General features: G+C 71.0%; 20 protein-coding genes, 1 tRNA gene and 1 pseudogene. 9 read left to right on the top strand and 13 right to left on the bottom strand.

The genetic code is table 11. From position 1 onward, the window contains the following. Positions 1-163 precede the first annotated feature (163 nt). Entirely contained in the window at positions 164-1,564 is a 1,401-nt protein-coding gene (locus tag ACWEMJ_RS24120) for a DEAD/DEAH box helicase (protein WP_452139193.1), read from the bottom strand. Between the two features lie 135 nt (positions 1,565-1,699). Beyond that, complete coding sequence (locus tag ACWEMJ_RS24125) at positions 1,700-1,903, bottom strand: cold-shock protein (protein WP_073818532.1); 204 nt, start codon at positions 1,901-1,903, stop codon at positions 1,700-1,702. Positions 1,904-2,300: 397 nt separating this feature from the next. Between ACWEMJ_RS24125 and ACWEMJ_RS24130 the strand changes: the two genes are divergently transcribed. Next, the gene (locus tag ACWEMJ_RS24130; RefSeq protein ID WP_452139194.1) at positions 2,301-2,522 is read left to right on the top strand and encodes a hypothetical protein; all 222 of its coding nucleotides are present in this window, start codon (positions 2,301-2,303) and stop codon (positions 2,520-2,522) included. Positions 2,523-2,829: 307 nt separating this feature from the next. Here the strand turns inward: ACWEMJ_RS24130 and ACWEMJ_RS24135 are convergent, their stop codons facing one another. From ACWEMJ_RS24135 to ACWEMJ_RS24145, 3 genes are all read right to left on the bottom strand, one after another. Beyond that, positions 2,830-6,561, bottom strand: coding sequence for a caspase, EACC1-associated type (locus tag ACWEMJ_RS24135; protein WP_452139195.1), 3,732 nt, complete (start codon positions 6,559-6,561; stop codon positions 2,830-2,832). Next, the gene (locus ACWEMJ_RS24140) at positions 6,558-6,950 is read right to left on the bottom strand and encodes a hypothetical protein (RefSeq protein WP_452139196.1); all 393 of its coding nucleotides are present in this window, start codon (positions 6,948-6,950) and stop codon (positions 6,558-6,560) included. The genes ACWEMJ_RS24135 and ACWEMJ_RS24140 overlap by 4 nt, the downstream gene beginning before the upstream one ends. A gap of 118 nt (positions 6,951-7,068) precedes the next feature. After that, positions 7,069-7,704 (bottom strand): restriction endonuclease, encoded by a 636-nt coding sequence (locus ACWEMJ_RS24145; protein ID WP_452139197.1) that lies wholly within the window; start codon positions 7,702-7,704, stop codon positions 7,069-7,071. A 634-nt stretch (positions 7,705-8,338) separates the two neighbouring features. On the opposite strand from ACWEMJ_RS24145, the gene ACWEMJ_RS24150 reads away from it, so the two are divergent. From ACWEMJ_RS24150 to ACWEMJ_RS24160, 3 genes are read left to right on the top strand one after another with little or no spacing between them, the layout of a single operon-like run. Beyond that, the gene (locus tag ACWEMJ_RS24150; protein ID WP_452139198.1) at positions 8,339-9,187 is read left to right on the top strand and encodes a vWA domain-containing protein; all 849 of its coding nucleotides are present in this window, start codon (positions 8,339-8,341) and stop codon (positions 9,185-9,187) included. Beyond that, complete coding sequence (locus ACWEMJ_RS24155; protein WP_452139199.1) at positions 9,184-10,041, top strand: hypothetical protein; 858 nt, start codon at positions 9,184-9,186, stop codon at positions 10,039-10,041. Before ACWEMJ_RS24150 ends, ACWEMJ_RS24155 begins: the two co-directional genes overlap by 4 nt. Positions 10,042-10,043: 2 nt before the next feature. Further along, positions 10,044-12,194, top strand: a complete 2,151-nt coding sequence (locus ACWEMJ_RS24160) for a protein kinase domain-containing protein (protein WP_452139200.1) — start codon at positions 10,044-10,046, stop codon at positions 12,192-12,194. A gap of 143 nt (positions 12,195-12,337) precedes the next feature. Here the strand turns inward: ACWEMJ_RS24160 and ACWEMJ_RS24165 are convergent. The 5 genes and pseudogenes from ACWEMJ_RS24165 to ACWEMJ_RS24185 all read right to left on the bottom strand — a co-directional run. After that, positions 12,338-12,487 (bottom strand): annotated as a pseudogene (locus ACWEMJ_RS24165) (NUDIX hydrolase); the annotation flags it as partial. A 499-nt stretch (positions 12,488-12,986) separates the two neighbouring features. Next, entirely contained in the window at positions 12,987-13,247 is a 261-nt protein-coding gene (locus tag ACWEMJ_RS24170; RefSeq protein WP_452139201.1) for a type II toxin-antitoxin system RelE family toxin, read from the bottom strand. After that, positions 13,244-13,501, bottom strand: a complete 258-nt coding sequence (locus ACWEMJ_RS24175) for a type II toxin-antitoxin system prevent-host-death family antitoxin (RefSeq protein ID WP_452139202.1) — start codon at positions 13,499-13,501, stop codon at positions 13,244-13,246. Before ACWEMJ_RS24175 ends, ACWEMJ_RS24170 begins: the two co-directional genes overlap by 4 nt. A gap of 281 nt (positions 13,502-13,782) precedes the next feature. Further along, a tRNA-Lys gene (locus tag ACWEMJ_RS24180) sits at positions 13,783-13,855 on the bottom strand. 101 nt (positions 13,856-13,956) lie between these two features. Further along, positions 13,957-14,628: a DNA polymerase beta superfamily protein gene (locus ACWEMJ_RS24185; RefSeq protein WP_452139203.1), complete on the bottom strand. Its 672-nt coding sequence runs from the start codon at positions 14,626-14,628 to the stop codon at positions 13,957-13,959. Positions 14,629-14,878: 250 nt separating this feature from the next. On the opposite strand from ACWEMJ_RS24185, the gene ACWEMJ_RS24190 reads away from it, so the two are divergent. Further along, positions 14,879-16,129, top strand: a complete 1,251-nt coding sequence (locus ACWEMJ_RS24190) for a DNA glycosylase AlkZ-like family protein (RefSeq protein WP_452139204.1) — start codon at positions 14,879-14,881, stop codon at positions 16,127-16,129. Here the strand turns inward: ACWEMJ_RS24190 and ACWEMJ_RS24195 are convergent. Then, positions 16,102-16,710, bottom strand: coding sequence for a transglutaminase domain-containing protein (locus ACWEMJ_RS24195; RefSeq protein WP_452139205.1), 609 nt, complete (start codon positions 16,708-16,710; stop codon positions 16,102-16,104). The two genes, ACWEMJ_RS24190 and ACWEMJ_RS24195, sit on opposite strands and share 28 nt — an antisense overlap. A gap of 99 nt (positions 16,711-16,809) precedes the next feature. Here ACWEMJ_RS24195 and ACWEMJ_RS24200 point away from each other — a divergent pair, with 99 nt between their 5' ends. The 4 genes from ACWEMJ_RS24200 (at position 16,810) to ACWEMJ_RS24215 (ending at position 19,751) form a co-directional block, all read left to right on the top strand. Beyond that, positions 16,810-17,565, top strand: a complete 756-nt coding sequence (locus ACWEMJ_RS24200) for an SDR family oxidoreductase (RefSeq protein WP_452139219.1) — start codon at positions 16,810-16,812, stop codon at positions 17,563-17,565. Positions 17,566-17,672: 107 nt separating this feature from the next. Continuing rightward, positions 17,673-18,374: a tyrosine-protein phosphatase gene (locus ACWEMJ_RS24205; protein ID WP_452139206.1), complete on the top strand. Its 702-nt coding sequence runs from the start codon at positions 17,673-17,675 to the stop codon at positions 18,372-18,374. Continuing rightward, positions 18,371-19,276: a phosphorothioated DNA-binding restriction endonuclease gene (locus ACWEMJ_RS24210; RefSeq protein ID WP_452139207.1), complete on the top strand. Its 906-nt coding sequence runs from the start codon at positions 18,371-18,373 to the stop codon at positions 19,274-19,276. The genes ACWEMJ_RS24205 and ACWEMJ_RS24210 overlap by 4 nt, the downstream gene beginning before the upstream one ends. 175 nt (positions 19,277-19,451) lie before the next feature. Next, complete coding sequence (locus ACWEMJ_RS24215) at positions 19,452-19,751, top strand: hypothetical protein (RefSeq protein WP_452139208.1); 300 nt, start codon at positions 19,452-19,454, stop codon at positions 19,749-19,751. A 13-nt stretch (positions 19,752-19,764) separates the two neighbouring features. Here the strand turns inward: ACWEMJ_RS24215 and ACWEMJ_RS24220 are convergent, their stop codons facing one another. Both ACWEMJ_RS24220 and ACWEMJ_RS24225 read right to left on the bottom strand, forming a co-directional pair. Further along, complete coding sequence (locus tag ACWEMJ_RS24220; protein ID WP_452139209.1) at positions 19,765-20,580, bottom strand: TIGR02452 family protein; 816 nt, start codon at positions 20,578-20,580, stop codon at positions 19,765-19,767. Between the two features lie 104 nt (positions 20,581-20,684). Next, positions 20,685-22,910, bottom strand: a complete 2,226-nt coding sequence (locus ACWEMJ_RS24225; RefSeq protein ID WP_452139210.1) for a DEAD/DEAH box helicase — start codon at positions 22,908-22,910, stop codon at positions 20,685-20,687. Between the last annotated feature and the right edge of the window lie 598 nt (positions 22,911-23,508).

A 23,508-nucleotide genomic window follows, 5' to 3' on the forward strand; every position in this document is an offset into this window, starting at 1 on the left:
CGTCCCCCCGCCCCGACCCGACCCGCCCCAAAACGGCAGCCGATCGTAACGGCAACCCCCCGTCCCCGCGGCCCGCCCCGAACCACCCCAGCTGACAGCCCGACCGCCCACCCCGCTCAGCGGCGGTCGCTGCTCGGACGGGGTTCTCCCGGTGCGGCCGGGTTCAGCCGCCGTGCCGTCGCGGCGAGCTGCCGCGGGTGCCGGTGGCGGGGCGGCCGTACCTGTTCCGGCCGGTCGCCCGGCGGTGCCGGGGCCGGTCGACGACGGGGTCGGGGATCGAGACGGGCACGCCGGTGGGCACGCGGGCGCCGGTGATCCGGGCGAGTTCCGCGTCACCGGCCCGGACCTCGGTGGTGACCGGGACGATGCCGGCGGTGGTCATCATCCGGACCGTTCCCCGGCGCTGGCCGGGCAGGACCAGGGTGACGACGGTGCCGGACTCGCCGGCCCGGGCGGTGCGTCCGCCGCGGTGCAGGTAGTCCTTGTGGTCGGTGGGCGGGTCCACGTTGACGACCAGGTCGAGGCCGTCGATGTGGATGCCCCGGGCGGCGACGTCGGTCGCGACGAGCGCGGCCACCTGCCCGCCGCGGAACTGCTCCAGGGTGCGGGTGCGCTGCGGCTGGGACTTCCCGCCGTGCAGTGCCGCGGCCTTCACGCCCTTGGCCAGCAGCGTCTCGACCAGGCGGTCCGCGCCGTCCTTGGTGTCGGTGAACATGATCACCCGGCCGTCCCGGGCGGCGATGTGGGCGATCGCGGCGTCCTTGTCGGCCTTCCGCACGTGCAGCACGTGGTGCTCCATGGTGCTGACCGCCGACGCGGACGGGTCCACCGCGTGCGTGACCGGGTCCTTCAGGAAGCGCTGCACCAGGGTGTCGACGTTGCGGTCCAGGGTGGCGGAGAACAGCAGCGTCTGGCCGCCCTCGGGGACCTGCTCCAGGAATCCGGTGACCGCCGGGAGGAAGCCCATGTCGGCCATCCGGTCGGCCTCGTCGAGGACGGTGACGCCGACCGCGTCCAGCCGGCAGAGCCGACGTTCGATCAGGTCCGCGAGCCGGCCGGGCGTGGCCACCACGACCTCCGCCCCGCGGTTCAGCGTCTGCGCCTGGCGGCGGACCGGCACCCCGCCGACCACGGTGGCCAGCCGCAGGCGCACCGCCTGGGCGTACGGGGTGAGGGCCTCGGTGACCTGCTGGGCGAGCTCACGAGTGGGCACCAGGACCAGGGCCAGCGGGCGTCGCGGCTCGGCCTCCCGCCCCGCGGTGCGGGCCAGCACGGCGAGGCCGAACGCGAGGGTCTTGCCGGAGCCGGTGCGGCCCCGCCCCAGCACGTCACGGCCGGCCAGCGAGTTCGGAAGCGTCGCGGCCTGGATCGGGAAGGGGACCGCGACGCCCCGCCGGGCCAGTACCCGCAGCACTTCCTCCGGCAGGTCCAGCCCGTCGAAGGCGTCGACGGGCGGCAGCGCCGGAACCGCGTTCACCGGCGCGGCGAAGTCCCGCCCGGCGCCGTCGACCGGTGCGGAACGGGAGCCGGGGTGCCGGCGCGACAGGTGGCGGGAACGGTTCATGCGGAGGCCTTCCTCGGGGCGGCCCCGGAAACAGTCGGGGGACGGGCGCGGACATGCCGAGGGGGCCCGCACCGGGCGCGATGCACGCGGTGCGGGCCCCCTCTCCGCCGGGCGGGTGCCGCGGCGGTGGAAGAACTACAGCGGGCGAATGTTCTCGGCCTGCGGGCCCTTCTGGCCCTGCGTGACGTCGAACTCGACCTTCTGGCCCTCGAGCAGCTCACGGAAGCCACCGGCGTTGATGTTCGAGTAGTGGGCGAACACGTCCGGACCGCCGCCCTCCTGCTCGATGAAGCCGAAGCCCTTTTCCGAGTTGAACCACTTCACGGTGCCATTAGCCATGTAAAAAATCTCCTTCAGGGGCTTTCCGGCACCCACACGATGCGAATGCCGAGTCACCGTGATGGGAGCCCGCCCGGAGAAAATCCGGAAAAACAAAAAATGCGCCCGCGAAACATGAGCAGGCGCACACAAAGTTCATGGGAACCATTACTGCAACTACCTCGACTGTAGCAGCCCCCGAACCGGAACGGGCGAAAATTTCCACCCCGATTTTCGCCGGAGGCACCCGCCGCCCCGCCCGCCCGACCAACCCGCCTGCAGCACAACCGAGTTGACCCGCTCCCCCCGCACCCGGACCACGAAGAGTGCCGCTCGACACACCCGGTATTCCGGTCCGCCCGAATTCGGCCGCCCCGAAGAGGTCCGACTCCGTTCCCCGCGGCGCATACTGGCCTGGATGAAAAAATCTGAAGCAGCCCCCCGGCACCTGCCCACCAGCCCCTTCAAGGCCAGGACCGCAGCACCCCGCAAGCACTTCGCCGTCGGCGACCGCGTCACCCACGACGCCTACGGCCTCGGCCGCGTCCTCGACACCGAGGGCGACACGGCAGTCCTGGTCGACTTCGGCTCCCACCAGGAACGCATCGTCGAGCCCTACACCGCCATGTACCACCTCTGACCCCCAGGACCGCCGCCCACCACCCGGCCCCCGGAAACGGAGAGAGCCAGGTCGAACAGCAGCCGACCTGGCTCAACTCCGGTGGGCCGCCAGGGGTTCGAACCCTGAACCTACGGCCTAGAAGATCAACACCGTCCGTGCTGTGCGAGGTCTCGGCCGGGTGCTTGCTGTCGCCACTGCAGCTTGGCATGCCACGCGGTGATGACCCATCCGACTTCGAACGGCCAGTGCCGTGCGGTCCGCTCACGCAGGACGATGTCCGAGATCCGCCAGCCGATCAAGTGATCAGCGTCCTCTGATCGTCGACTTACACCAGCCGCCGGCTTCCTGCGGTCTTGAACAATCGGTCGGTACGACCGGCCCAGATATGCCAAGCAGGGACTCGTACTCCCCCAGGCAGTAGGGCCGCCTGAGCAAGTGCCAACCGGAGGTGCCTCGCAGGATCGGCGGCCCCCTGCATAGCATGATCGAGCAGCACCGCGGACCTGGTCCCATTCAGCTGGACATCGAAGTCACATCGATAGCCATCGATCGCAACGTCCCGATCCACTATCGCGTTCGGCAACGTGTCAGCGACCACCTTCTGAAAACGATCTGCCAAGATCAGTCGCTGCTCATCCGACTCTCCAAGGACCGGCGGCAACAGATCGGCTCCGTCCGCCGTCGCCTCCAGTAGAGCCAGTGACATGCCTGTGCGCCTGCTCCAGAAGCTGCGGTCACCGACCACAATGAGATGGGCACGGGCCCGGGTAACGGCCACGTTCCATAGATTGACCTCTCGACAGAGCCAGTTCACCGCACTCGGCCGAAGCTGCTCACCGGCCACCAGGGACAGCACCATCACATCCTGCTGGCCGCCCTGAAAGGTGTGCACCGTGCCGACCCGGACCCTGGGTTCCTGCTCCCAGCCGCGGGCCAGCAGTTCTTTCTGCGCTCGGAACGGTGTCACCACCCCGATGGTCGCCTCGGCCGGCAGTCGCCGCAAGAGTCTCTCAACGGCGATTCGGACCCGCTCCGCCTCTTGCTCATTGATCCACGAGCCGGCGCGGCCCCGCCTTGCGCTACCGACTACGTCGAGCCACTGCACCGCGTTCACCCCGTCCAGCCGCCGCAGCGAACTCGGCTGGGTCAGCACGGTCAGGCGCCCGCCGTAGCAATGACGGTTGGAGATCTGCACGATGTCCGGGTGGCAGCGGTAGTGCTCATCCAGGAGCAGCGTGTTGCCTGCCGCCTTCGCCGCTGCTTGGAAGGAGGAGTAGCGCCGATGGCAGAGCCGGTGTTCCTCCAGCCAGCTGGCCCGCAACCCGGCGGCGGACCGGGCAGCCGCCTCCTGGCGCGGCAGGAGCTTGGTGATGTGCGACAGCTGCATCGGGTCGCCGATTACCAGAGCCCGTTTGGCCCGGAACAGGAGTGGCAGGACATCCAGCGTCGAGCACTGACTCGCCTCATCAATGATCACCAGATCGAACATCGCCGGCCGGTCGCGGAACCGGCGGGCCGACCGGGTGGTGACCGCCCAGCCAGGTACGTGCGGCAACACCCTGTCCAGCGCCGTCCACTCACGCGGCGAGCGAGTTCGGACGGTTTCGATCCGCTCCAGGATTGCGGCCCGTCCGCGCATCGCCCCGTCCGCCACGAGAGAATGCAACAACGCGTGAGAGGCCTGCTGACCAAGTCGCCTGGTGTCCGTGGAACGCACGGCGAGATCCGCGTCCTGCGGGCCTGCGTCCGCTGCCACGCTCTCCGTCCGCCATACCGCTTCGTTCTCGGCGAAGTCGAGGAGCGCCGCGAACTCGGAGCGCTCACGGACGTTCACGGGAAGCGTTGACAGCCTGCGCAACAGCCGCCCGCGCCGCCAACCGCCGAGGACCCGAGCCCGACCTGCTCGCCGCGCCCCAGGCAGCCACCGGCCAAGGGTTGCGTCGTCGCCGAAGGCATCGCTCAGGCTCGCCAGATCACAGGCCCGCTTATCGGCATAGGCCTGGCGGCTCCGACCGACTGCCGCAAGGAGCTGCTCCCGCTCCGCCGCCTGGGTGAACTCCCGCCGTACGTCGTCCAATGCCCGTACTGCGTTGCGCAGTTCACCACGGCATGCCTCGGTCGAACGACCGGGCCGGGCAGTACGTGCGAGCCGCTCAAGACTCCGCAGTTCGTCCTCGACGTTGTCCCGCTCGCCACCACGGCTGCCGGTCCGGATCAGTAGGCCGGGAGCCAGCTCTTCGCAACGCTCCCAGACCTCGTCCACCGCCTTGTTGTTGGTCGAGGCGACCAGCACGGACTGCCCGGCCGCCCGCGCGGTGGCCACCGCATTGACGATCAGCTGGCTCTTTCCGGTGCCTGGTGGGCCGGTGGCCACAGTGATCCGCCGGCTCATCGCCGAGCGGATCACGGCTTCCTGTCCCTCGTTCAGTTCGAGCGGCGCAACGATCCGCACCTCACGTGCGGCCGCTGCGGTGGCCGCCTCGGACTCGGGCGTCCGGGCCAGCGCACCGAGAGCGGTCTCGGGAATCGAGCGAACGGCCCGCCGCATCGCCGAGTAGTCCTTGACGAGCTGTGCCGAGGCCGGCGACTCGCCACGGACGGCGAACGCCATCGCGACATTGCGCGCACCTTCGTGCGCTGCGCGCAGGGAGGAACCGTCGCCCAGCGCACCCGGGTCCAGGTGCTCGGTGTCGGGCAACCCCAACTGGTCCAGCAGAGTGCGGACATCACGCACCATCTCGTCCCGGAAACCCGGCCGCCAGTTCGGGGCGAAGGACGCGAGCAGTTCCTGTCCCTCGTCCTTGCCCAAGCGCTCCAGAATCAGCTTGGGATGCGGAACGATCGGGCCCGCGGGCTCTGCCACCTTGCGACCGCCGGCATCGATGGCGAGTTCGATCTCCTGCATGAACAGCGGGGCGCAGACCTGTCGCCGCCTGTCGTCGAACATCACCACCACGGGGTAGCCGTACCAGAGGTCAGCACCGTCCTGGGCCGCCCGTTCGGCCAGTTGCACGACTTCGGTCGGGACCTGCGCAGAGTCTGCCGTCCCGGACAGCAGGGTCTCCGACCCGGTCGGCCAGACCGCGCGCGGCGGATCGTTGCCGACCAGCGGCAGGAGCTGGTCCGTGGAATTCTCCTCATGCAGGCAGCTGAGGTAGTAGTCGAAGAGCTTCGGCCAGTCGGCCGCAGTGAAGGCAGCGTCGTCGTGAACCGCCGGGGCGGACTTGATCGGTTCGATGACGATCGAACCATCGACGGCGACCGTTACTGCCGAGTCGGTGCCCGGCAGCGGCCTGAGTGCGGGGACCTGCCGGCCAACTGCGGCATTCGCCAGCCAGATGTCCCCCGTCACCTGCAGGCTCGACTTGGTCGGCGTCTGCCGTCGGCCGTCCGGACTGTCTTTCAGGGCTCGACTCACATAGCGGAAGAGGTCGTCGGCCGAGACCTTCCCGTCGCCATCGAGATCGGCCTTCCCCGAATGCAGGCCGTCGACCATGGCTGCGGTGAACTGCGAAGGCGAACCGGGCGTGCCCGCGAACGCCGGCTCCCACTGGTGCGAGGCGGTGATCACGTACACACCGCTGGCCTCGACGACGGCCGCCCGCTGCTGTTGCGGGCTGCCCTTGCTGCGGAACCCCTGCACGGCTGCGCCGCTGAAGCAGCAGTCGAGCAACAGCACCTTTCGCCGGGCAGCGCAGGCCTCCAGCTGCTCAGTGATGAACGAGGCCTCGACCGCCGTCTGCCGCAGTTCGTCGGCGCGCGTGTCCGATGCGACGTAGTAGAGCTGGCCGTCCTCGGTGTCGTACTCGCCGTGACCGCTGAGGTAGAGCACGACCAGCTCATCCGGTTCACGATCGTTGAGGAATGCCTCGACCGACTGCCTGAGCGTGGCCTTCGATGCGTCCTCGACCCGAACGCAGTCCTCGAACCGGCCGACCGACGGCAACTCCAGGACCTGGCTGAGGAGGTGGATGTCGGCACGGACCGACGGCAGTGGTGCGAAGGAAGGGTCCTGGTAGGCGGCGGTACCGATGAGCAGGGCGTGCTGGCGACTCACGGATTCACCTCGTCCGGTTCTTCCTGCGGCCGACTGCTGCCCCGCAGCTCCTTCAGCTCCGCACCCGACACTCCACCGCGCAGTTCGGCCACCGTCCCGTCGCTGAACTCCACCCGGGCGTACCGGCTCTTGCGCACCTCGACCCAGCCCTTGACCACAGTCCGGATCACTGCGGAGGCACTGCCTGTGACCAACAGGACCACCTCCGGCACCAGCATCGCCCCCTTGCTACCGGGCATGTCCGCACCCGGCCGCCGCCGATCGGCGAACCGGACCTCAGCACCTGCGATCCCGTTCAGCACATCGCGAAGTTCGCGTGCCTCGCGCTCAGCATGAGCCGGATCCGCCCCGGACACCTGGACCCGCGTGAAATCGCCACTCTCGGCCATACACTTCCCCATTCATGACAGCTCATCGCATCAACAGATCTTCCGTGGACGATCTTTCACTGTGAATGCCGATCGACCACGCAGCTCGCGATACTAGCCGCCCTGCCTGAACCCGATCTCAGGGTTTCCGAAATCTATTTTCCGACGGCTTCCACCAGCAGCCACGCGATACGGGAGCACTCACGCTGATCAGCTTGTACAGCGGTTCCCCTCCCGTCACCCACCGTTCGAGCAACTGCCGATCGACCAGATGGATCCGGTAGTCGGATGCGTTCTTCAGAGCATTCCGGGTGAATCCGCCGTTGGTGACGATAACGGCGAGGTCCGCACGATGGATCGGACGTGCCGTGCCGCTGACCACCTGAAGTACCTGATCGCCGACCTTGGCGGCCACAGTGGTGTGTTTGCACTGGACCACCACCCGCCGCCCCCACGCGTCGATCCCGATCACGTCCGCGCCCCGATCCCCTGCACCACCGACCCGCTCGGCACGGATGCCGTCCCGTTGCAGAGCCCTGCACACCGTTTCCTCGAACTGTCGGTGCCCACGGGAGTCGATCTCCAGAAGGGACAGCCCGGCCGGGCCCTGGACCGGCGCATGGCGACGCTGCCGCAGACTGCGAACGACCACGGTAGCGGCCGTGACCGCAAGCGCGCCGCCAGTCATGAAAATCGGCCAGCCGACTCGTGCCACGAGCACGGCCAGTCCCTTCATCAGCAGCAGGACGAGCGCCAGCCCGAGCAGAGGCAGCACCCACCACGGCAACGCAGCGGCCCAGCTCTTCCCAAACCCTCTCCGGCGCGGCCTTCCACCAGCCCGGTTACCGAGTACCACACCCTCACCCGGCCAGCGGGTGAAAGACGGCCCACAGCGCGTAGGCCGTCGCGAACAACCCGCTTCCAGCGAGGTCACTCGGGGTGACCAGCGCCCATTTGTGCTGGTAGCACCGCTGGAACAGGCCTTTGCGCGAGCGCAGACAGGGGCGCTCCTTGAGCGTCCGGGCCCCGCAGCGAGAGATGACGGCCAGCCCTCCGAGCACCAGCAGTCCGAAGACGACAAGCAAAGGTTCCTCCCCCGAGGCAGCCGGAATCTCCCGCGGCCCTCCATGGATAGCCGAGTCGGAGCGGTGCCGACAGCGCCGATCTCGGCCAAGATGCCCTTCTGGTAGCGCGCTCCCTCCCGGCAGCCCCCGGGTAAGAACGAACGCGCCGCTGTGCGCCGACGGACGGACTTGCACTACACCGGGTGCCGAATTTGCTCGTTCCTACCCGGTGACCGCTCATGTTCTCTACGATGAGCGGCGGTTCAGGCGCCATCCGTCCTATGGGACTGGACCGTCTCATGGGACCGGACGTCCGACACTCCGCAGTTCGAAGAGCCTCTGGGGATGCGCATGCCGTATACGGCCGAGATCAGCCGGACCAATCCGACCTGCTTCGTCTTCCTTGTGGACCAGTCCACCTCCATGAGTGACCCGATCGGCGGCGATTCGGCCGATGCGAAGAAGAAGGCCGATGTAGTCGCTGATGCCATCAACAGGCTCATCACCGAACTGTCGGTCAAATGCGCCAAGGAGGAAGGCGTCCGGGACTACTTCCATGTCGCGGTGATCGGCTACGGGGCAAGCGTCGGATCTGCGTTCTCCGGGGCCCTCGCCGGTCGTGACCTCGTTCCGCTGAGCGAGGTCGCGGACAATCCCGCCCGGGTGGACGACCGGACGAAGAAAGTCCCGGACGGCGCCGGCGGACTCGTCGAGACCAGCATCGCGTTCCCCGTGTGGATGGATCCGGTCGCCCATGGCGGTACGCCAATGAACCGCGCGCTCAAGTACGCGGAGACCCTGGTGTCCGCCTGGACCGAGCGCTACCCGGGCGGCTTCCCACCCATCGTGATCAACCTGACCGACGGCGAGTCGACAGACGGGGATCCCACGGAGTCGGCCACCGCGATCGGCACCCACGCCACCGCGGACGGAGCAGCGCTGCTGTTCAACCTCCACGTCTCGGCAGCCGGTGGTTCTCCCACCGCGTTCCCCGACTCTGCCGCAGACCTGCCTGACGCATATGCCCGCACACTGTTCGGCATGTCGAGCCCACTGCCCACCCACATGCGTTCCTACGCCGCTTCACAAGGACAGCGCGTCAGCGAGAGCACGCGGGGCTTCGTGTACAACGCCGACATCACCTCGGTGGTCCAGTTCCTCGACATCGGTACCCGGGCAACCGAGCTGCGGTGACCTCTCCAGGCCTGTATGTCACCCACCTGATCGCCCCGAAGAACGGCAGCACGCTCGCCGAGTGCGAGGACGCGGTCTGCGTGCTGCCGGATCCGCCGTTCGACGAGCTGGTGGACGGCCCGATCGCGGCGAGCGTGTGCGATGGTGCGACCGAGAGTGTGCTGGCCAAGGACTGGGCTCGGCTCCTTGCGGCCGAGTCGGCCGCCCAAGCGCTCGACCACCCCGCCATGTTCACCGTCGACAGCGCGTTCGAAGAGTTTGCCGCCGCCGCAACCTCACGGTGGGATCCGTGGCTGGAGGAGTACAGCCGTGACCGGGCGTCAACGGGCAGGCCATTGAAGTGGTACGAGCGCACCAAGCTGGTCGGCGGCGCTTACGCGACCATGCTCAGCGTCCGCATCGCGCCCGTACCCGGTCCGGCACCTGGCGCGCCGACCGAGCGGCCCGGTACCACCACCTGGCACTGGCAGGCGGCAGCGCTCGGCGACAGCTGCCTCTTCCATGTCCGCGACGACCGTCTGCTGCGCTCCTTCCCCATTGAACAGCCCGAGGACTTCGGGACCACCCCGGACCTCTTCGGCAGCCGGAACCACGACACCGCCCTGCTCAGGGCACGCACTCTCTTCGCCGAGGGCAGCTGCCGCCCGGGCGACCGGCTGCTCCTGATGACCGACGCCCTGGCCGCCTGGTTCCTGGCCGCACCCGAGCCCGCCGACGCCCTGGGTGAACTGCTCGAGTTCGGTGGCCCTCATGACGCCGCCGGCTTCTCCAATTGGCTGGACGGACTTCGAGTCCGCCGGGACCTGCGCAATGACGACGTGGCAGTCGTACGGATCGACATCGAAGGGCGGTAGAGGTGGCCATCGGGGCTGGGCCGAGCCGGGACTTCCCCAGCGGGCGGGATTATCAAGAGGCCCTGCAGCACCCACACCTGTGCTTCAACCATCCGGACCTCAAGGATGCTGTCCCCGAACTGACGAAGCTCCGCCAGCCACGGCCGATCTCGGGGAACTTCGCCAGCGTCTTCTCACTCACCAACCACACCACCGGCCGCCGCTACGCGGTGAAGTGCTTCACCCGCCACGTGCCCGACCAGGAGACGCGCTACCAGGCCATCAGCCGGCAGCTCGAGGCGCTGGCCCCGGCATCCCTCTCCCAACCCTGGAAGATGGGCTTCGAGTATCTGCCGGACGCCATCGGGGTCGGCCGCGAACGGTTCCCGGTACTCAAAATGGAGTGGGTCGACGGCGTCACCCTCTCGACCTGGCTCGACCACAATCATCGCGACAGCAGGTCCGTCGACAGTGTCGCCGACCGTTTCGCCGAGCTGGCCACCGATCTCGCCCTCCACGGCATCGCCCACGGCGACCTGCAGCACGGCAATCTCCTGGTGTCCCAGGACGGCACGCTGCGGCTGGTGGACTACGACGGCATGTACGTGCCGGCGTTGGCCGGTCAGGGCGGAACGGAGCGCGGCCACCGCAACTACCAGTCGCCGACCCGCGGCAGCGACGACTTCGACTCCACAGTGGACCGCTTCTCGACCTGGGTCATCTTCCTGGCGCTCAAGGCCGTGGCAGCCGACCCGGGTCTGTGGGCGGAGCTCCACGAACCCATGGGCGAATACCTGCTCCTGACCGAGGACGACTTCAAGAACCCGTCCGCCTCGCCACGGTTCCCGGCTCTGCTCTCCCATCCCGACCGCGCAGTGCGGGACTTGGCCGACCAGGTTCGCTACCTGGCCTGGCAGCCCCTGGACAGCCTCCCAGCGCTGATGTCGCCGAATGCGACGCCGGCCGCACCTCCGCATGGACGGCCCACGGCATCGACCGGTGGACTCCCGGGCTGGATGAGCCACCACCTGCCGCCGCCTGCCGCAGCCGCCCCAACGATCCCACCTGCCACCCTGCCCAGCCGGTTCGGCAGCCGACGTTCCCGCGACACCGTCGCAGCCGTCCTGATGACGGTAATGGCAGTCTCATCGCTTCTGTCGCTCGCTGTCGGCCTCGTTCCATACGCAGTACCGTCTGCTTCCCTGGCCGTCCTCACAACTTGGGCCACCCGCCGTTCGCGCGACGAGGTCCGTCTCCTCCGCACGCACCTGCGAAGCCTCAGACAACTCCGCCGCGAGGTCTCCAAGCCGGAGAAAGCCGCAGCGGACCTCCAACGGGAACGGCAGCGGCTCGACGCCGCCGAGAACCACCGAAAGCAGCAGCTTCCGGGGCAGCGCCAGGAGTTGCTGCGCCGGCACCAACGCGACGCGTCGACCATCGAACGCCAGAAGACCCAGACCCTGACCGACATCGGCCGTAGAACAGCCGCTCTGGACGGCGAACTGAAGGCCGCGCTGGACAGGGCCCTCGCTAACGAGCGCGCTGGCTTCGTCCAGCGGGAGCTTCAGCGCAGCCGCGTCGCGGATGCCCGTCTCCAGGGCATCGGAGACAAGCTGAAGGCCGACCTCGCCGCACACGGCATCAGAAGCGCGGCAGACTTCACCGGCATCAGACTCAAGAACACCACCAGCGGCGGATACCGCAACACCACTGCGGTCATCGTCAGGACGGGTGGTCAGGAGGTGAACGTCAAGGGCATCGGAGAGACCAAGGCCCGGACGCTGGACGCCTGGCGACGGCAGCGGTTCCAAGCCGCCGAGTCCCGGTGCACCGTCACGCTGCCGCCGGCGCAACGCCGCTCCATTGAGGCGGGCTTCAACCAGCAGCACATGCGACTCGCGAATCAGCTCCGCACAGCGGAGACCGAGGCCGACCGGCTTCTGTGCCAGGCCGTGCAGCACCTCCAGACAGCCCAGGCCCAACTGACCGCCGACGCCGAGGCTGCCGCCGACCAGGCGCGAAGGCAGCGTGAGGAGTTCGCCCGGCGAGCCCTGCGTATCAAGAACGCCCAGTCCGATTACGCCGACCTCGAGACCGCCTTCACCGAGGCCCGCCTCATCCGACGCTCGCTCTCCCACGCGCGCTACATCCGCTTCGCTCTGGCCGGCCGGTAGACCGAAACGCTGAGGCAAGGGGAATCACGCTTGGATCGTCGCTGATACGGCATATCTCGCGGGTACCGAAACGACGGACACCGGCACATCCGTTGACGCAAGAGGTCCGGGCGACGCGCAGAGCACGACTACGACGACGATATCGTGTCCTGGTTGCGGGCTTCGCCAGCCAGGTATTCGGCGAGGTCGTACTGGCACCAGACCCCGGTGACCGGGTGGAGGCGGCCTCCGAGGTCTTCGCGGACCGCGCAGTGGATACCGGTCTCGGCAAGCGTCTCGCGGACTGCCGCGGAGGACGGGTTGCCGCTTCCCCTGCCGGTAACCAGCACCGCATGGACTCGGACGATCCGTAGAGGCGTGCGCCGCCACCGCCCCCGCACCGATTCGCGGTTCGGGCATTCGGCTCGTACCGCCAGCGGGCGTGAACCGTGCCGAGGTCGCCCCAAACACGCAAAAGGCCAGGTCAGACGGTGTCCGACCTGGCCTCGACTGCAGTGGGCCGCCAGGGGCTCGAACCCTGAACCTGCTGATTAAAAGATCAAGTCCAATCGTGCCCCGGCAGGATGCAGGGGGTTACTTGCTGTCATTCCTGCAGCGTGTCGGCGTGCGCAGCGACGGCCCGTCCGGCACCAGACAGACACTGCCGCACAGTCCGCTCACGCATCGCTCACGCAGGCGCGGACTGTGCGCGCAGGGCGGCGCCCGGAGACCTGCTCTCTTGGCCGGGCGCGCATGCGCCGGACCCTGCCCGTCCGGGTGGACCTCACAGGCACCCGAGATCCATCGCCAAGGTCAGGAACCGTAGATGGAGTCACGCCGACCGAGCCGGAGGACCCAAATGATCAGTTGGCCGTCCTCGACGGTGTAGAGGACCCGGCGGTCACCAACCCGCAGCCGCCTGACCTGCGGGTCGCCGACCAGTGCGGTCGTGCCGTAGCCGTACGGGTCGTTCTCCAGCTCCGCGAGCTTCCGCAGGACGGCCATCGCCTGATCCCGGGGAATCTTGCGAAGGTCCGCCTGGGCGCTGGGTTTGAAGACCGTGCGGTACTTCATTCGGGGCGTGCCATGGTCTCGGCCATCATCTCGGCCAGCGTGGCGGTGGGCCCGTCCTCGGCCATGGCCTTGCGGACCAGCCGGAGGTCCTCCTGCTCCTCCCAGACGCGGTACTGGCGAAGCATGGAGATGGGGATGACGGCAGCAACCTCCTTGCCGTGGCGGGTCAGGACGGTCACGTCGTCGTGGGTGGCCCGCTCGGCGACCTCTGCGAGACGATCCCGGGCTTCGCGCATCGTGAGAGTGGCATCCATGACCTAAGAGTACATTGATGCCATTGTGTACGCAATGAACATAGAGGACCCCCTCAGGGCCGATCGAGTCCTCAACCGCTCTTCGCGCCGGACTACCGCCGCAGGCGTGACGGGCTGCTGCACGCCGCCTTCTCAACAACGGATTAGCCGGGAGATTTCTGACGGCATGCCAACCACCCCGCTCACGCAGACGGCCTGAAAACGCAGCAGCACCCCGGCTACTCGAATGAGCTGGGGTGCTGCGCTGCAGGTCAGAATGGGTGTGACCCCGTCCTTCCAAGTGGGCCGCCAGGGGTTCGAACCCTGAACCTACGGATTAAAAGTCCGCAGCTCTGCCAATTGAGCTAGCGGCCCGGTGGCAGGCGTGGGCCTCGTGGGACAGCGCCTGCCGGGGTGATCCTACCTGGTGCCCGGTGGGAGATGGCCAGCGGATTACCGGGCGGGTCGACGGGGGGTCAGGTGGTGGGGAGGTGGGCGGCGCGGACGCGGCGGAGCCAGCTCTCGGCGGGGCGTTCGTCGGCGGCGGCGGGCAGCACGCCGGGGCGGTCGAAGCGGGCTTCGGCGTCGGCGAGGAGGGCGGTGGCGTCCTCGGGGCGGGCGGCGAACTGCTCGCCCAGGGCGCGGACCCGGTCGGGGTCGGGGAGGCGGATCTCCAGGCGGCCGGTCTCGTGCAGGCCCACGCCCTGGCGGAGCAGCCGGACCAGGTGGCGGGCGTGCTTGGCGGCCCGGGCGGCGCCCGCCGGGTCGGTGCGGTCGCGGGAGGCGAGCTTGCGGAACTGCTGCCGGGAGTAGCCGAGATAGGCGCTGCGGACCGCCGGGGCGCTCAGGAACGTCTCCCGCAGGCCGATGAGTTCGTCCCCGAGCGGCGTCCGCACCTCGTACAACTCCTCGGGCAGCCACACCAGTTCGGTGGCGGTGGGGTTGCCGCCGAGGGCCAGGCGGCACCACTTGGCCGCCTCGTGCAGGGTGCGGTCGGGCGCGGTGGTGACGTGCGACTCGACGGGCGGGTGCAGGCCGTGGAAGGCGACGGTGGGCGCGGCGAACAGGCCGAGCCGGTCCAGGTCGGAGCCGGCATGCGCCAGCCCGTACGCGGTGGAGCCGACGATGCCGGAGAGCAGGACGTGCACGGTGGGGTCGCCTCCTCGGGGCGGTCCCCGGCAGTCTCGCCCCGAACGCCCCGTACACGCGAACGAATTCCGCCGCACCGGGCCCCACACACCCGGCCCGCCCACACACCGGGCCGCTCCCACCCAGCCGGCCCGCCCACACACCAGGCCGCTCCCACCCAGCCGGCCCGCGAGCCGTCCCGCCCGCGAGCCGACACGGCCGCCGACGACGATGCGCGGTGCGGCCGCGCCGCCCGCCGATACTGGCCGCATGGTGAACGGCGAGATCCCGGCGGCGAAGCTCCGTGCCTGGTGGGCGCACCGCCAGTGGCTGGACGGCGGCGTGCACCGCGGGGCGTCCCCGGCGCAGGTGCTGGCGGCGACGGGGTGGGCGCGTTCGGTGGGCGGCTCGGCGCCGTACCTGGGCCTGTTCGCGCGGGCGGGCCTGCGCCGGGCCGAGGTGGACGCGGCGCTCGCCGCCGTGCAGGTGCAGGAACTGCCCGCCGCCCGGGGCTGCACGTACGTGCTGCCGGCCGGCGACTTCGCGCTGGGCCTGGCGGCCGGCGCGGGCGTCGCGGAGTCGGAGATCGCGGCGGCGGTGCGCCACCTCGCCGTGACCAGGGACGAGGTCGAGCAGCTCTGCCTGACGGTCTCCGAACTCCTTTCCGACACCGAGCCGTTGAACCCCCAGCAGATCCGCGCCGCCGCCGGCCCGGCGGCCCGCCCGCTGGGCGAGGCGGGCCGCAAGCGCGGCGTGTCGACCACGCTCCCGCTGGCGCTCGGCCTGCTCCAGTCGCGCGGGCTGATCCGCCGGGTCCCGGTCAACGGCCGGCTCGACCAGCAGCGGTACGGCTACCTGCGCTGGGACCAGGCCGTCCATGGCGAGGCCGCCGACCTGGCCCGCCGCTACCTCGCCTGGGCGGCGCCCGCCTCGGTGCGGCACTTCCGCTGGTTCTCCGGCTTCAACGCCGCCACCGCGAAGGCCGCCCTGGCCCCGCTCGACCTCGCCCCGCTGCCCGGCACCGACCTGCTGTTCCCGGCCGAACTCGCCGACGAGTTCGCCGGGTTCACCGTTCCGAAGGAGCCCGCCTACGCCCTGGTCGCGGGCATCGACGGCCTGCACCTGCTGCACCGCGACCTGCCCCGCCTGATCGCCGCGCAGGACGCCGGCCGCCCCGTCCCGGCCGCCCGGACCGGCCGCAGTTTCGGCAGCGAGTCCGACCCCTCGACGCACCTGGTCGTGGACCGCGGCCGGATCGTCGGCTTCTGGGAGTACGACCCCGAACAGCGGGAACTCGTCCACCAGTTGTTCGTGCCGAAGGACGCCGCCCTGCGCGCCGCGATCGACGCCGTCGAGGCCTTCGTCCGGGAGGACCTCGGCGACGCCCGCAGCTTCGGCCTGGACTCGCCGAAGAGCCGCGCCCCGAAGCTCGCCGCCCTGCGCACGGCCAACCGGTATGCGAGCCCGGCGAGTTCGGACGGCGGACAGCCGACTCAGCGGGGCAGCTCCACCGGCAGGTAGTCGAACCCGCCCACCCCCGGCCGGGCCCGGCGCAGGCTCTCCAGGAACAGCGGCGGCACGGCGGCGTGCACGGTCTCGTAGTGGTGCTGGCCGAGCGCCGGGTCGTTGGTCCAGGCGGGCTGCTCGGTGGCGGGCGTGGTGGCGAACCGGCCGTCCGCGCCGTTCCGGTTGCCCCGGCCGTCGAGCCGGACCCACCACGAACTGCCGGGCAGCAGCACGCCGTTGAGGCCGTGCAGCACCTCCAGCCGCTGGTAGCACAGGCCCGCCGGGATGCCGTTGGCGCGCAGCAGGGCGGCCAGCAGGTGGGCCTTGCCGTGGCAGATCGCGTCGCCGGCGGCCAACACGTCCGAGGCCCGGTGGGCGGCGGACCAGCGGTCGACGTCGGCCGAGTGGTCGATCCGGTCGCGGACGAAGCGGAACACCGCCTCGGCGGTCGCCACCGGGTCGGCCTGCCGCAGCTCGGCGGCGCGCTCGGCCACGGCGGGGTGGCGGTGGTCGATCACCTCGTCGGCGGCGAGATAGGCGTCGAGGTCGTTCCGGTCGGGCCGGAGCGGGCCGTGCGGGGAGCGGGAAGGGTCCATGGCAGTGATGCTGCGCCGCCGACTCGCCGCGCGGCAAAGGGATTTCACTCCATGGACTACCGTCGCCCGGAGAGGTTCCGGAACGAAGGGACGGGCGGCATGGCGCAGCGGGACGAGGTGCTGGTGGTCACCGGCGGCGGGCGCGGCATCGGGGCGGCCACCGCCCTGCTGGCGGCCGGGCGCGGCTACCGGGTGTGCGTCAACTACCGGGCGAACGCGGAGGCGGCGGACGGCGTGGTGGAGCGGATCCGGGCGGCCGGCGGCACCGCACTCGCGGTGCGGGCGGACGTCAGCCGCACCGCCGAGGTGGAGCGGCTGTTCGACGCCGCGGAGCGCGAACTCGGGCCGCTCACCGCGCTGGTGAACAACGCGGGCACGCTGGAGAAGCAGTGCCGGCTGGACGAGCTCGACGAGGACCGGCTGAACCGGATCTGGGCGGCCAACATCACCGGCCCGTTCCTGTGCGCGGCCGCGGCGGTGCGCCGGATGTCCACCCGGTACGGCGGCGGGGGCGGGGCGATCGTCAACGTCGGCTCGGCGGCGTCGCGGCTCGGGTCGCCGGGCGAGTACGTGGACTACGCGGCGTCCAAGGGCGCGCTGGACTCGATGACCCGCGGCCTGTCGCTGGAGGTCGCGGGCGAGGGCATCCGGGTCAACGCCGTCCGCCCGGGCCTGATCCACACCGACATCCACGCGCTCGGCGGCGAGCCCGGCCGGGTCGACCGGATCGGGCCGGACCTGCCGATGGGGCGCGGCGGCCGGCCCGAGGAGGTCGCCGAGGCGATCCTGTACCTGCTCTCCCCCGGCGCCTCGTACGTCACCGGCACCTTCGTGGAGGTGGCCGGCGGCCGCTGACCCGCCGCGTCGGCACCCAACTGTCTGATGAACATCCCGGAATGCGGCGATACCGGTTAGGTCACCGCCCCGGCGCGTCGTCGCCCACCGCCCCTACGGTGGGCGGCATGACCGAGACCGAAATCGCCGCAGCGCCGTTCCTCGACATCCCCGACGTGCTCAACCTCCGCGACGCCGGAGCGGGCGTCTACCGCCCCGGCCTGCTCTACCGCTCGGCCAGCCTCAACCGCCTCACCGACGACGGCGCCGCCCGGCTCGCGGAACTCGGCATCCGGACGGTCATCGACCTGCGCAGCAACACCGAACTGGAGATCTGGCCCGACCGCCCGATCGGCCCCGACACCCGGTACCTGCACCTGCCGATGCTCCCGGACCCGGCCACCACCGACCGCAGCTGGCCCGAGGACCAGGCCGCGCTCTACCCGTTCATGGCCGAGACCGGTGGCGTCGCCATCGCCGCCGCCGTCCGCGCCCTCGCCACCGGCGCCCCGGTCCTCGTGCACTGCGCCGTCGGCAAGGACCGCACCGGCCTCACCATCGCCGTCCTGCAGACCCTGGCCGGCCTCCCCGAAGCCGCCGTCACCGCCGACTTCCTCCGCTCCAACGTCGGCCTCGGCCTCGACAACGGCCCCGTCCCCTACCTCGACGCCGCCGGTGCCGAACGCCTCTCCCGCCCCGTCGAGGCCCTCCACCTCACCAGCGCCCTCGCCCGCATCACCGAACTCCACGGCACCCTCGACACCTACCTCCTCAACCACGGCGCCACCCCCACCGACCTCGCCACCCTCCGCACCCTCCGCCCGGCATGACCGTCCGCACCCCGCCCCGCACCGCCGACGAGCTGCTGGCCGTGCTGAAACGGCTGCGCCGCGCCGGCCTGGCGGGCGGCGGCAAGGCCCCGCACAAGCCGCTGCTGCTGCTCCGGCTGATCGGAGAGCTGGCAGCGGGCAGGACCAGCGAGACCACCTTCGAGGACGTCGCCGAACCGCTCGGCGCACTGATCGCCCAGTACGCCCCGTCCGGCCGGGACGCTCCGCAGGACCGCGCCGCGATGCCGTTCGTCCGGCTGGAGGCGGAACTCTGGGAGACCACCGACCGCTGGTCCCGGCCGCTGCCGCTCGACGCGAACGGCGACCGGCTGATCGAGCTCGGGGCCCGCGGCCGGCTGCGCCCGGACGTCGAACGCCTGCTGCTCGAACCGGCCGTGCGGAGCGCCGCCATCACCCTGCTGCTCACGGAGGCCGCCCCCAGCGGGCTGGAGCAGGCCGTCCACCAGCTGAACCACCCGCGCCAGGAGGAGCGGTACCGGACGACCACCACCACCCGGCGGGTGCGCGACAGCAGGTTCGCCAAGGCGGTGCTGGAGCTGTACCGACACGCCTGCGCCTTCTGCCGGTTCGGGGGCCGGCTCGGCGGCGTACCGGTCGGGGTGGAAGCCGCCCACGTCCACGCCCACGGGCAGGGCGGCCCGGACGTCGTGCAGAACGGCCTCGCCCTGTGTGCCCTGCACCACGCCCTGTTCGACTGCGGCGTGCTCGGCCTGACGGAACGGCTGACCGTCGCCGTCTCACCGCACTACGCCCCCGCCGACGGCCTCGGGGCCCAGGTCCTGGCGCTGGACGGCACCCCGGTCGCGCGGCCGGTCGAGGGTGGGTCGGGGGTGGCGGAGGTGTATCGGCGCTGGCATGCCGAGCACGTGTTCCAGCGGTGACGGCGGCCCCGGGGGCGGGGAGGGGTGCGGTGGGGCGGGCGGGGGCGGGTGCGCGCCGGGGGTGGGGGTGCCGTTGCCTCGTGGGGGGGTGGGCTCGTTGGGCGCGTTACCGTGGGCGGTGCGCCCGGCCGGTGGTCGTGCGTCCGTCTGTCAGTCGTCCGAAGGAGTCCGTCCCATGGCCCGCTTCCCCGCCACCGCCGCCGTTGCCGCCGCCGGGCTGCTCGGCGGCTATGCCACCGCCCGGTTCAGTGGTCGGCGCGAGCTGGGCGGTGCGGTGCTGGCCGCTGCCGGGGCGACGGCCGCCGTGCGGTGGCAGCGCCGGTCGGGGACGCCGGTGGCGGCCGGCCTGACCACCCTGTACCTGGCCGCGTTCGGCGGCTCGCACCCGCTGGCGAAGAAGATCGGCGCCTGGCCGGCCGTCCTCACCGTCACGGGCGTGGTCGCGGCCGCCTCCGCGCTGGCCACCCGCGAGTAGCCCGCACAGCGCGTCAGGCCGACCCGAACCGCGCCTCGAACGCCGCCCGGTTCGCCGACGGGACGCTGCGGTCCCAGACCGCGAACACCACCCGGTCGAAGGCCGCGCCCCACGCGTCCAGGGCCTGCCCGAACGCGTCCGCGACCTCCGCCGGGTCGTTGCGGAAGACGCCGCAGCCCCAGGCGCCGAGCACGAGTTCGCGCACCCCGTGCCGGGCGGCGACGGCCAGCACCCGGCCGGCCCGTTCGGCCAGCACCGGCCCGAGGTCGAGCGCGGCGCCGGGCGACCGCAGCGCCAGCTGGCCCGCGTTGGGCGCCGGCGAGGTGAGGAAGCCGACCCGGTGCGGCCGGGCCAGCAGGGCGCCGTGCCCGTCGCGGATCACCGGCACGTCCGGCGACCAGATCACCCGGTGGCTGTAGCGCAGATCGGTGGAGGCGCGGTGCGCCTCGTAGTAGTCGGGGGCCTCCAGCAGGCACCGGTACAGCAGCGCGGTGCGGCAGACGTCCTCCTCCTGGGCCTTCGCGCCGCGCAGGTACCCGCCGCCGGGGTTGCGCGCGGACGCGAAGTTCAGCACCGCGACGCTCTTCCCGCCGTCCGCGACCAGCCGCTGGGCGGCCTGCATGCTGCCCTCGCCCGTCACCTCGGCCGCCCCGCGCAGCGGCCCCGGCCCGGCCCCGAACTCGGCCTCCGGCGAGTACGACACCGTCCCCGCCCGGGCCTCGGCCAGTTCCTCGGCGATCCGCACCGCCGTCCCGTCGGCACACCGGTACTCGCCCCGGTCGGCGATCTCCTCGTTCTGCGTGGCGAGTGCCCGCTGCCTGCTGCTCATGCCGCGACGCTAGCCGTCAACATCCGCCGCCACCAACGGATTTCCCCCGGAATGCGGACGGGCCCGCCCCACCGGAGTGGAGCGGGCCCGTCAGTGCGTCGGTGTCAGTTCTTCCAACGCGGCTTGCGGTCGTCGCGGTTGAAGCCGCCGCGGTCGTCACGGTTGAAGCCACCGCGCTCACGGTCGCCGAACGAACGGCCGCCGCGGTCGTCACGGTTGAAGCCACCGCGCTCACGGTCGCCGAACGAACGGCCACCGCGGTCGTCACGGTTGAAGCCACCCTGCGGACGGCCGCCACGCTCACGGTCACCGAACGAACGACCACCACGGTCATCGCGGTTGAACCCACCGCGCTCACGGTCACCGAAGGAGCGGCCACCACGGTCGTCACGGTTGAACCCGCCCTGCGGACGGTTGCCGAAGGAGGAGCGGCCGCCGCGGTCGTCACGGTTGAACCCACCGCGCTCACGGTCACCGAACGAACGACCACCACGGTCATCGCGGTTGAACCCACCGCGCTCACGGTCACCGAACGAACGACCACCACGGTCGTCACGGTTGAACCCACCGCGCTCACGGTCACCGAACGAACGACCACCACGGTCATCGCGGTTGAACCCACCGCGCTCACGGTCACCGAACGAACGACCACCACGGTCGTCACGGTTGAAGCCGCGGCCGCCACGGTCGTCGCGGTCCCGGTTGTAGGCCGGGCGCTCGTTGCGGGCCTCGCGGTAGGACGGGGTGCGCTCCTCGGTCGCCGGCGCGGCCTCGGCGGCCGGCTGCTCGGCGGTCTCGGCGCCGGCCTCGGCGGTCGCCTCGTCCGTCTCGACCTCGTCCTCGATGCCGAGCTCGGCACGCTCACGGGCGGCGCGGGCGGCCAGGCGGTCGGCCTCCTCGCGCAGCTCGGTGGCGCGGCGCTGGGCGCGCTCCAGCTCACGGGTGAGCTCGGCGACCTCGCGCTCGGCGGCGCCGGCGATGCCGGACGCGCTCTCGGCCTGGACCTCGACCAGCGAACGGGCGCCGGTGATCTTGGCGACCTCGGCGTCGAAGGCGTGGTCGAGGATGTGGCGCGAGGCGTCCACGCCCGCGTCCTCCATCAGGCGGAACACGCCGCGGCGCTGGTGCGGCAGCACCAGGGTGACGACGGTGCCGGAGCGGCCGGCCCGGGCGGTGCGGCCGGAGCGGTGCAGGTAGTCCTTGTGGTCGCCGGCCGGGTCGACGTTCAGCACCAGGTCGATGCCGTCGACGTGGATGCCGCGGGCGGCGACGTCGGTGGCGACGACCACGTTGAGGTAGCCGTCCTTGAAGTCGCCGAGGACGCGGGTACGGGCGCCCTGGGTCATGCCGCCGTGCAGCGCGTCGGCCTTCACCCCGGCCTCCAGCAGCTGCTGGGCGACCCGGTCCGCGCCCATCTGGGTGCGGACGAAGATGATGGTGCGGCCCTTGCGGGCGGCGATCGCGTTGGTGATCGGCGCCTTGTCCTTGGGCTTCACGACCAGGATGTGGTGGGTCATGGTGGTGACCGCGCCGGCCGACGGGTCGACCTCGTGGGTGACCGGGCTCTTCAGGTAGCGCTTGACCAGGGTGTCGATCTCGTTCTCCAGGGTGGCGGAGAACAGCAGGCGCTGGCCGCCGGCCGGCACCAGGTCGAGGATCTCGGTGACCTCGGGCAGGAAGCCCATGTCGGCCATCTGGTCGGCCTCGTCGAGGACGGCGATCTCGACGTCGTCCATCTTCGCGGAGCCGCGGTTGATCAGGTCGCGCAGACGGCCGGGGGTGGCCACCAGCACGTCCACGCCGCGCTCCAGGGCGTAGATCTGGTTCGACATCGAGGTGCCGCCGCAGACCACCTTGAGGCGCAGGCCGAGCACCGAGCCGAACGGCTCCAGGGCGTCGGCGACCTGCATGGCCAGCTCACGGGTCGGGACCAGGATCAGACCGCGCGGGTGCTTCGCCTTGGTGCGCTCGCCGCCCGCCAGGCGGGTCAGCAGCGGCAGGCCGAAGCTCAGGGTCTTGCCGGAGCCGGTGCGGCCGCGGCCCAGGACGTCCTTGCCCGCCAGCGCGTCCGGGATGGTCGCGGCCTGGATCGGGAACGGGGTGGTGACACCGCGCTTGGCCAGCGCCCGGACGACGTCGTCGTGCAGGCCCAGGTCACCGAAGGTGATGGTGGGCTCGGCGTCGGCCTCGGCGGCCGCGTCGGTGTCGGTGGCGCCGTCGGTGAGCTCGGCGAGCTCCGCGTCCAGCGTGTCGGTGTCGAGGGAGTCGGTGTCGGCGGCGTCGGAGCCGTTCGCGGGCATGGCGAAGCGGGCGTCGTCAACGAGAGACATGCAAAACCTTCCGGAAGTGGCACGCGCCAAAGTCCGGGGGTCTGTTGGAAATACCGCCTCTATGCGGTCAGCCACGGATCGCCGGAACGCGCCAAGGGCGCTCAAAGGTGTGAGGAGCGCCAGCCAAATAGGATCAAACGAACGATCTACCACCATAGGGGAGCCTGCGGATCAGAGGCAAATCCCCTGGCCAGCGCCCCGGAAACAAGGCCCGCACGCCGCTTCCGTCCGCCTCAGTGACCGGACGGTGACTCACTGGGCTCGGCGGGCGTGCCGCTCGGCGTCGGCGAGGGCTTCGGCGAGCGGGAGGGCTCCGACGGGCTGGGCTTCGGGGTCGGCGAGGACGCGCTGCCGCCGTCGCTCGGCGTGGGCACGGGCGTGCCCGGCGCGGCAGGCGTGGAGGCCGGCGTGGGGGTGCCCGCGTTCGTCCCCGGCACCGGGACGGGCGCGCCCTGCACGCCGACGGCCGGCGGCGTCGGGCCGGGAGCACGGCCGCCCGGCGAGGGGGCCGCGCCAGGTGACGCACCGTCAACACTCGTCGTCCCGCCGCGCTCCCCGCGACCGCCGCCCTGGTGGCCGCCCGCCCCCACGCCCGCCT

It is taken from the genome of Kitasatospora sp. NPDC004531 (assembly GCF_053602195.1).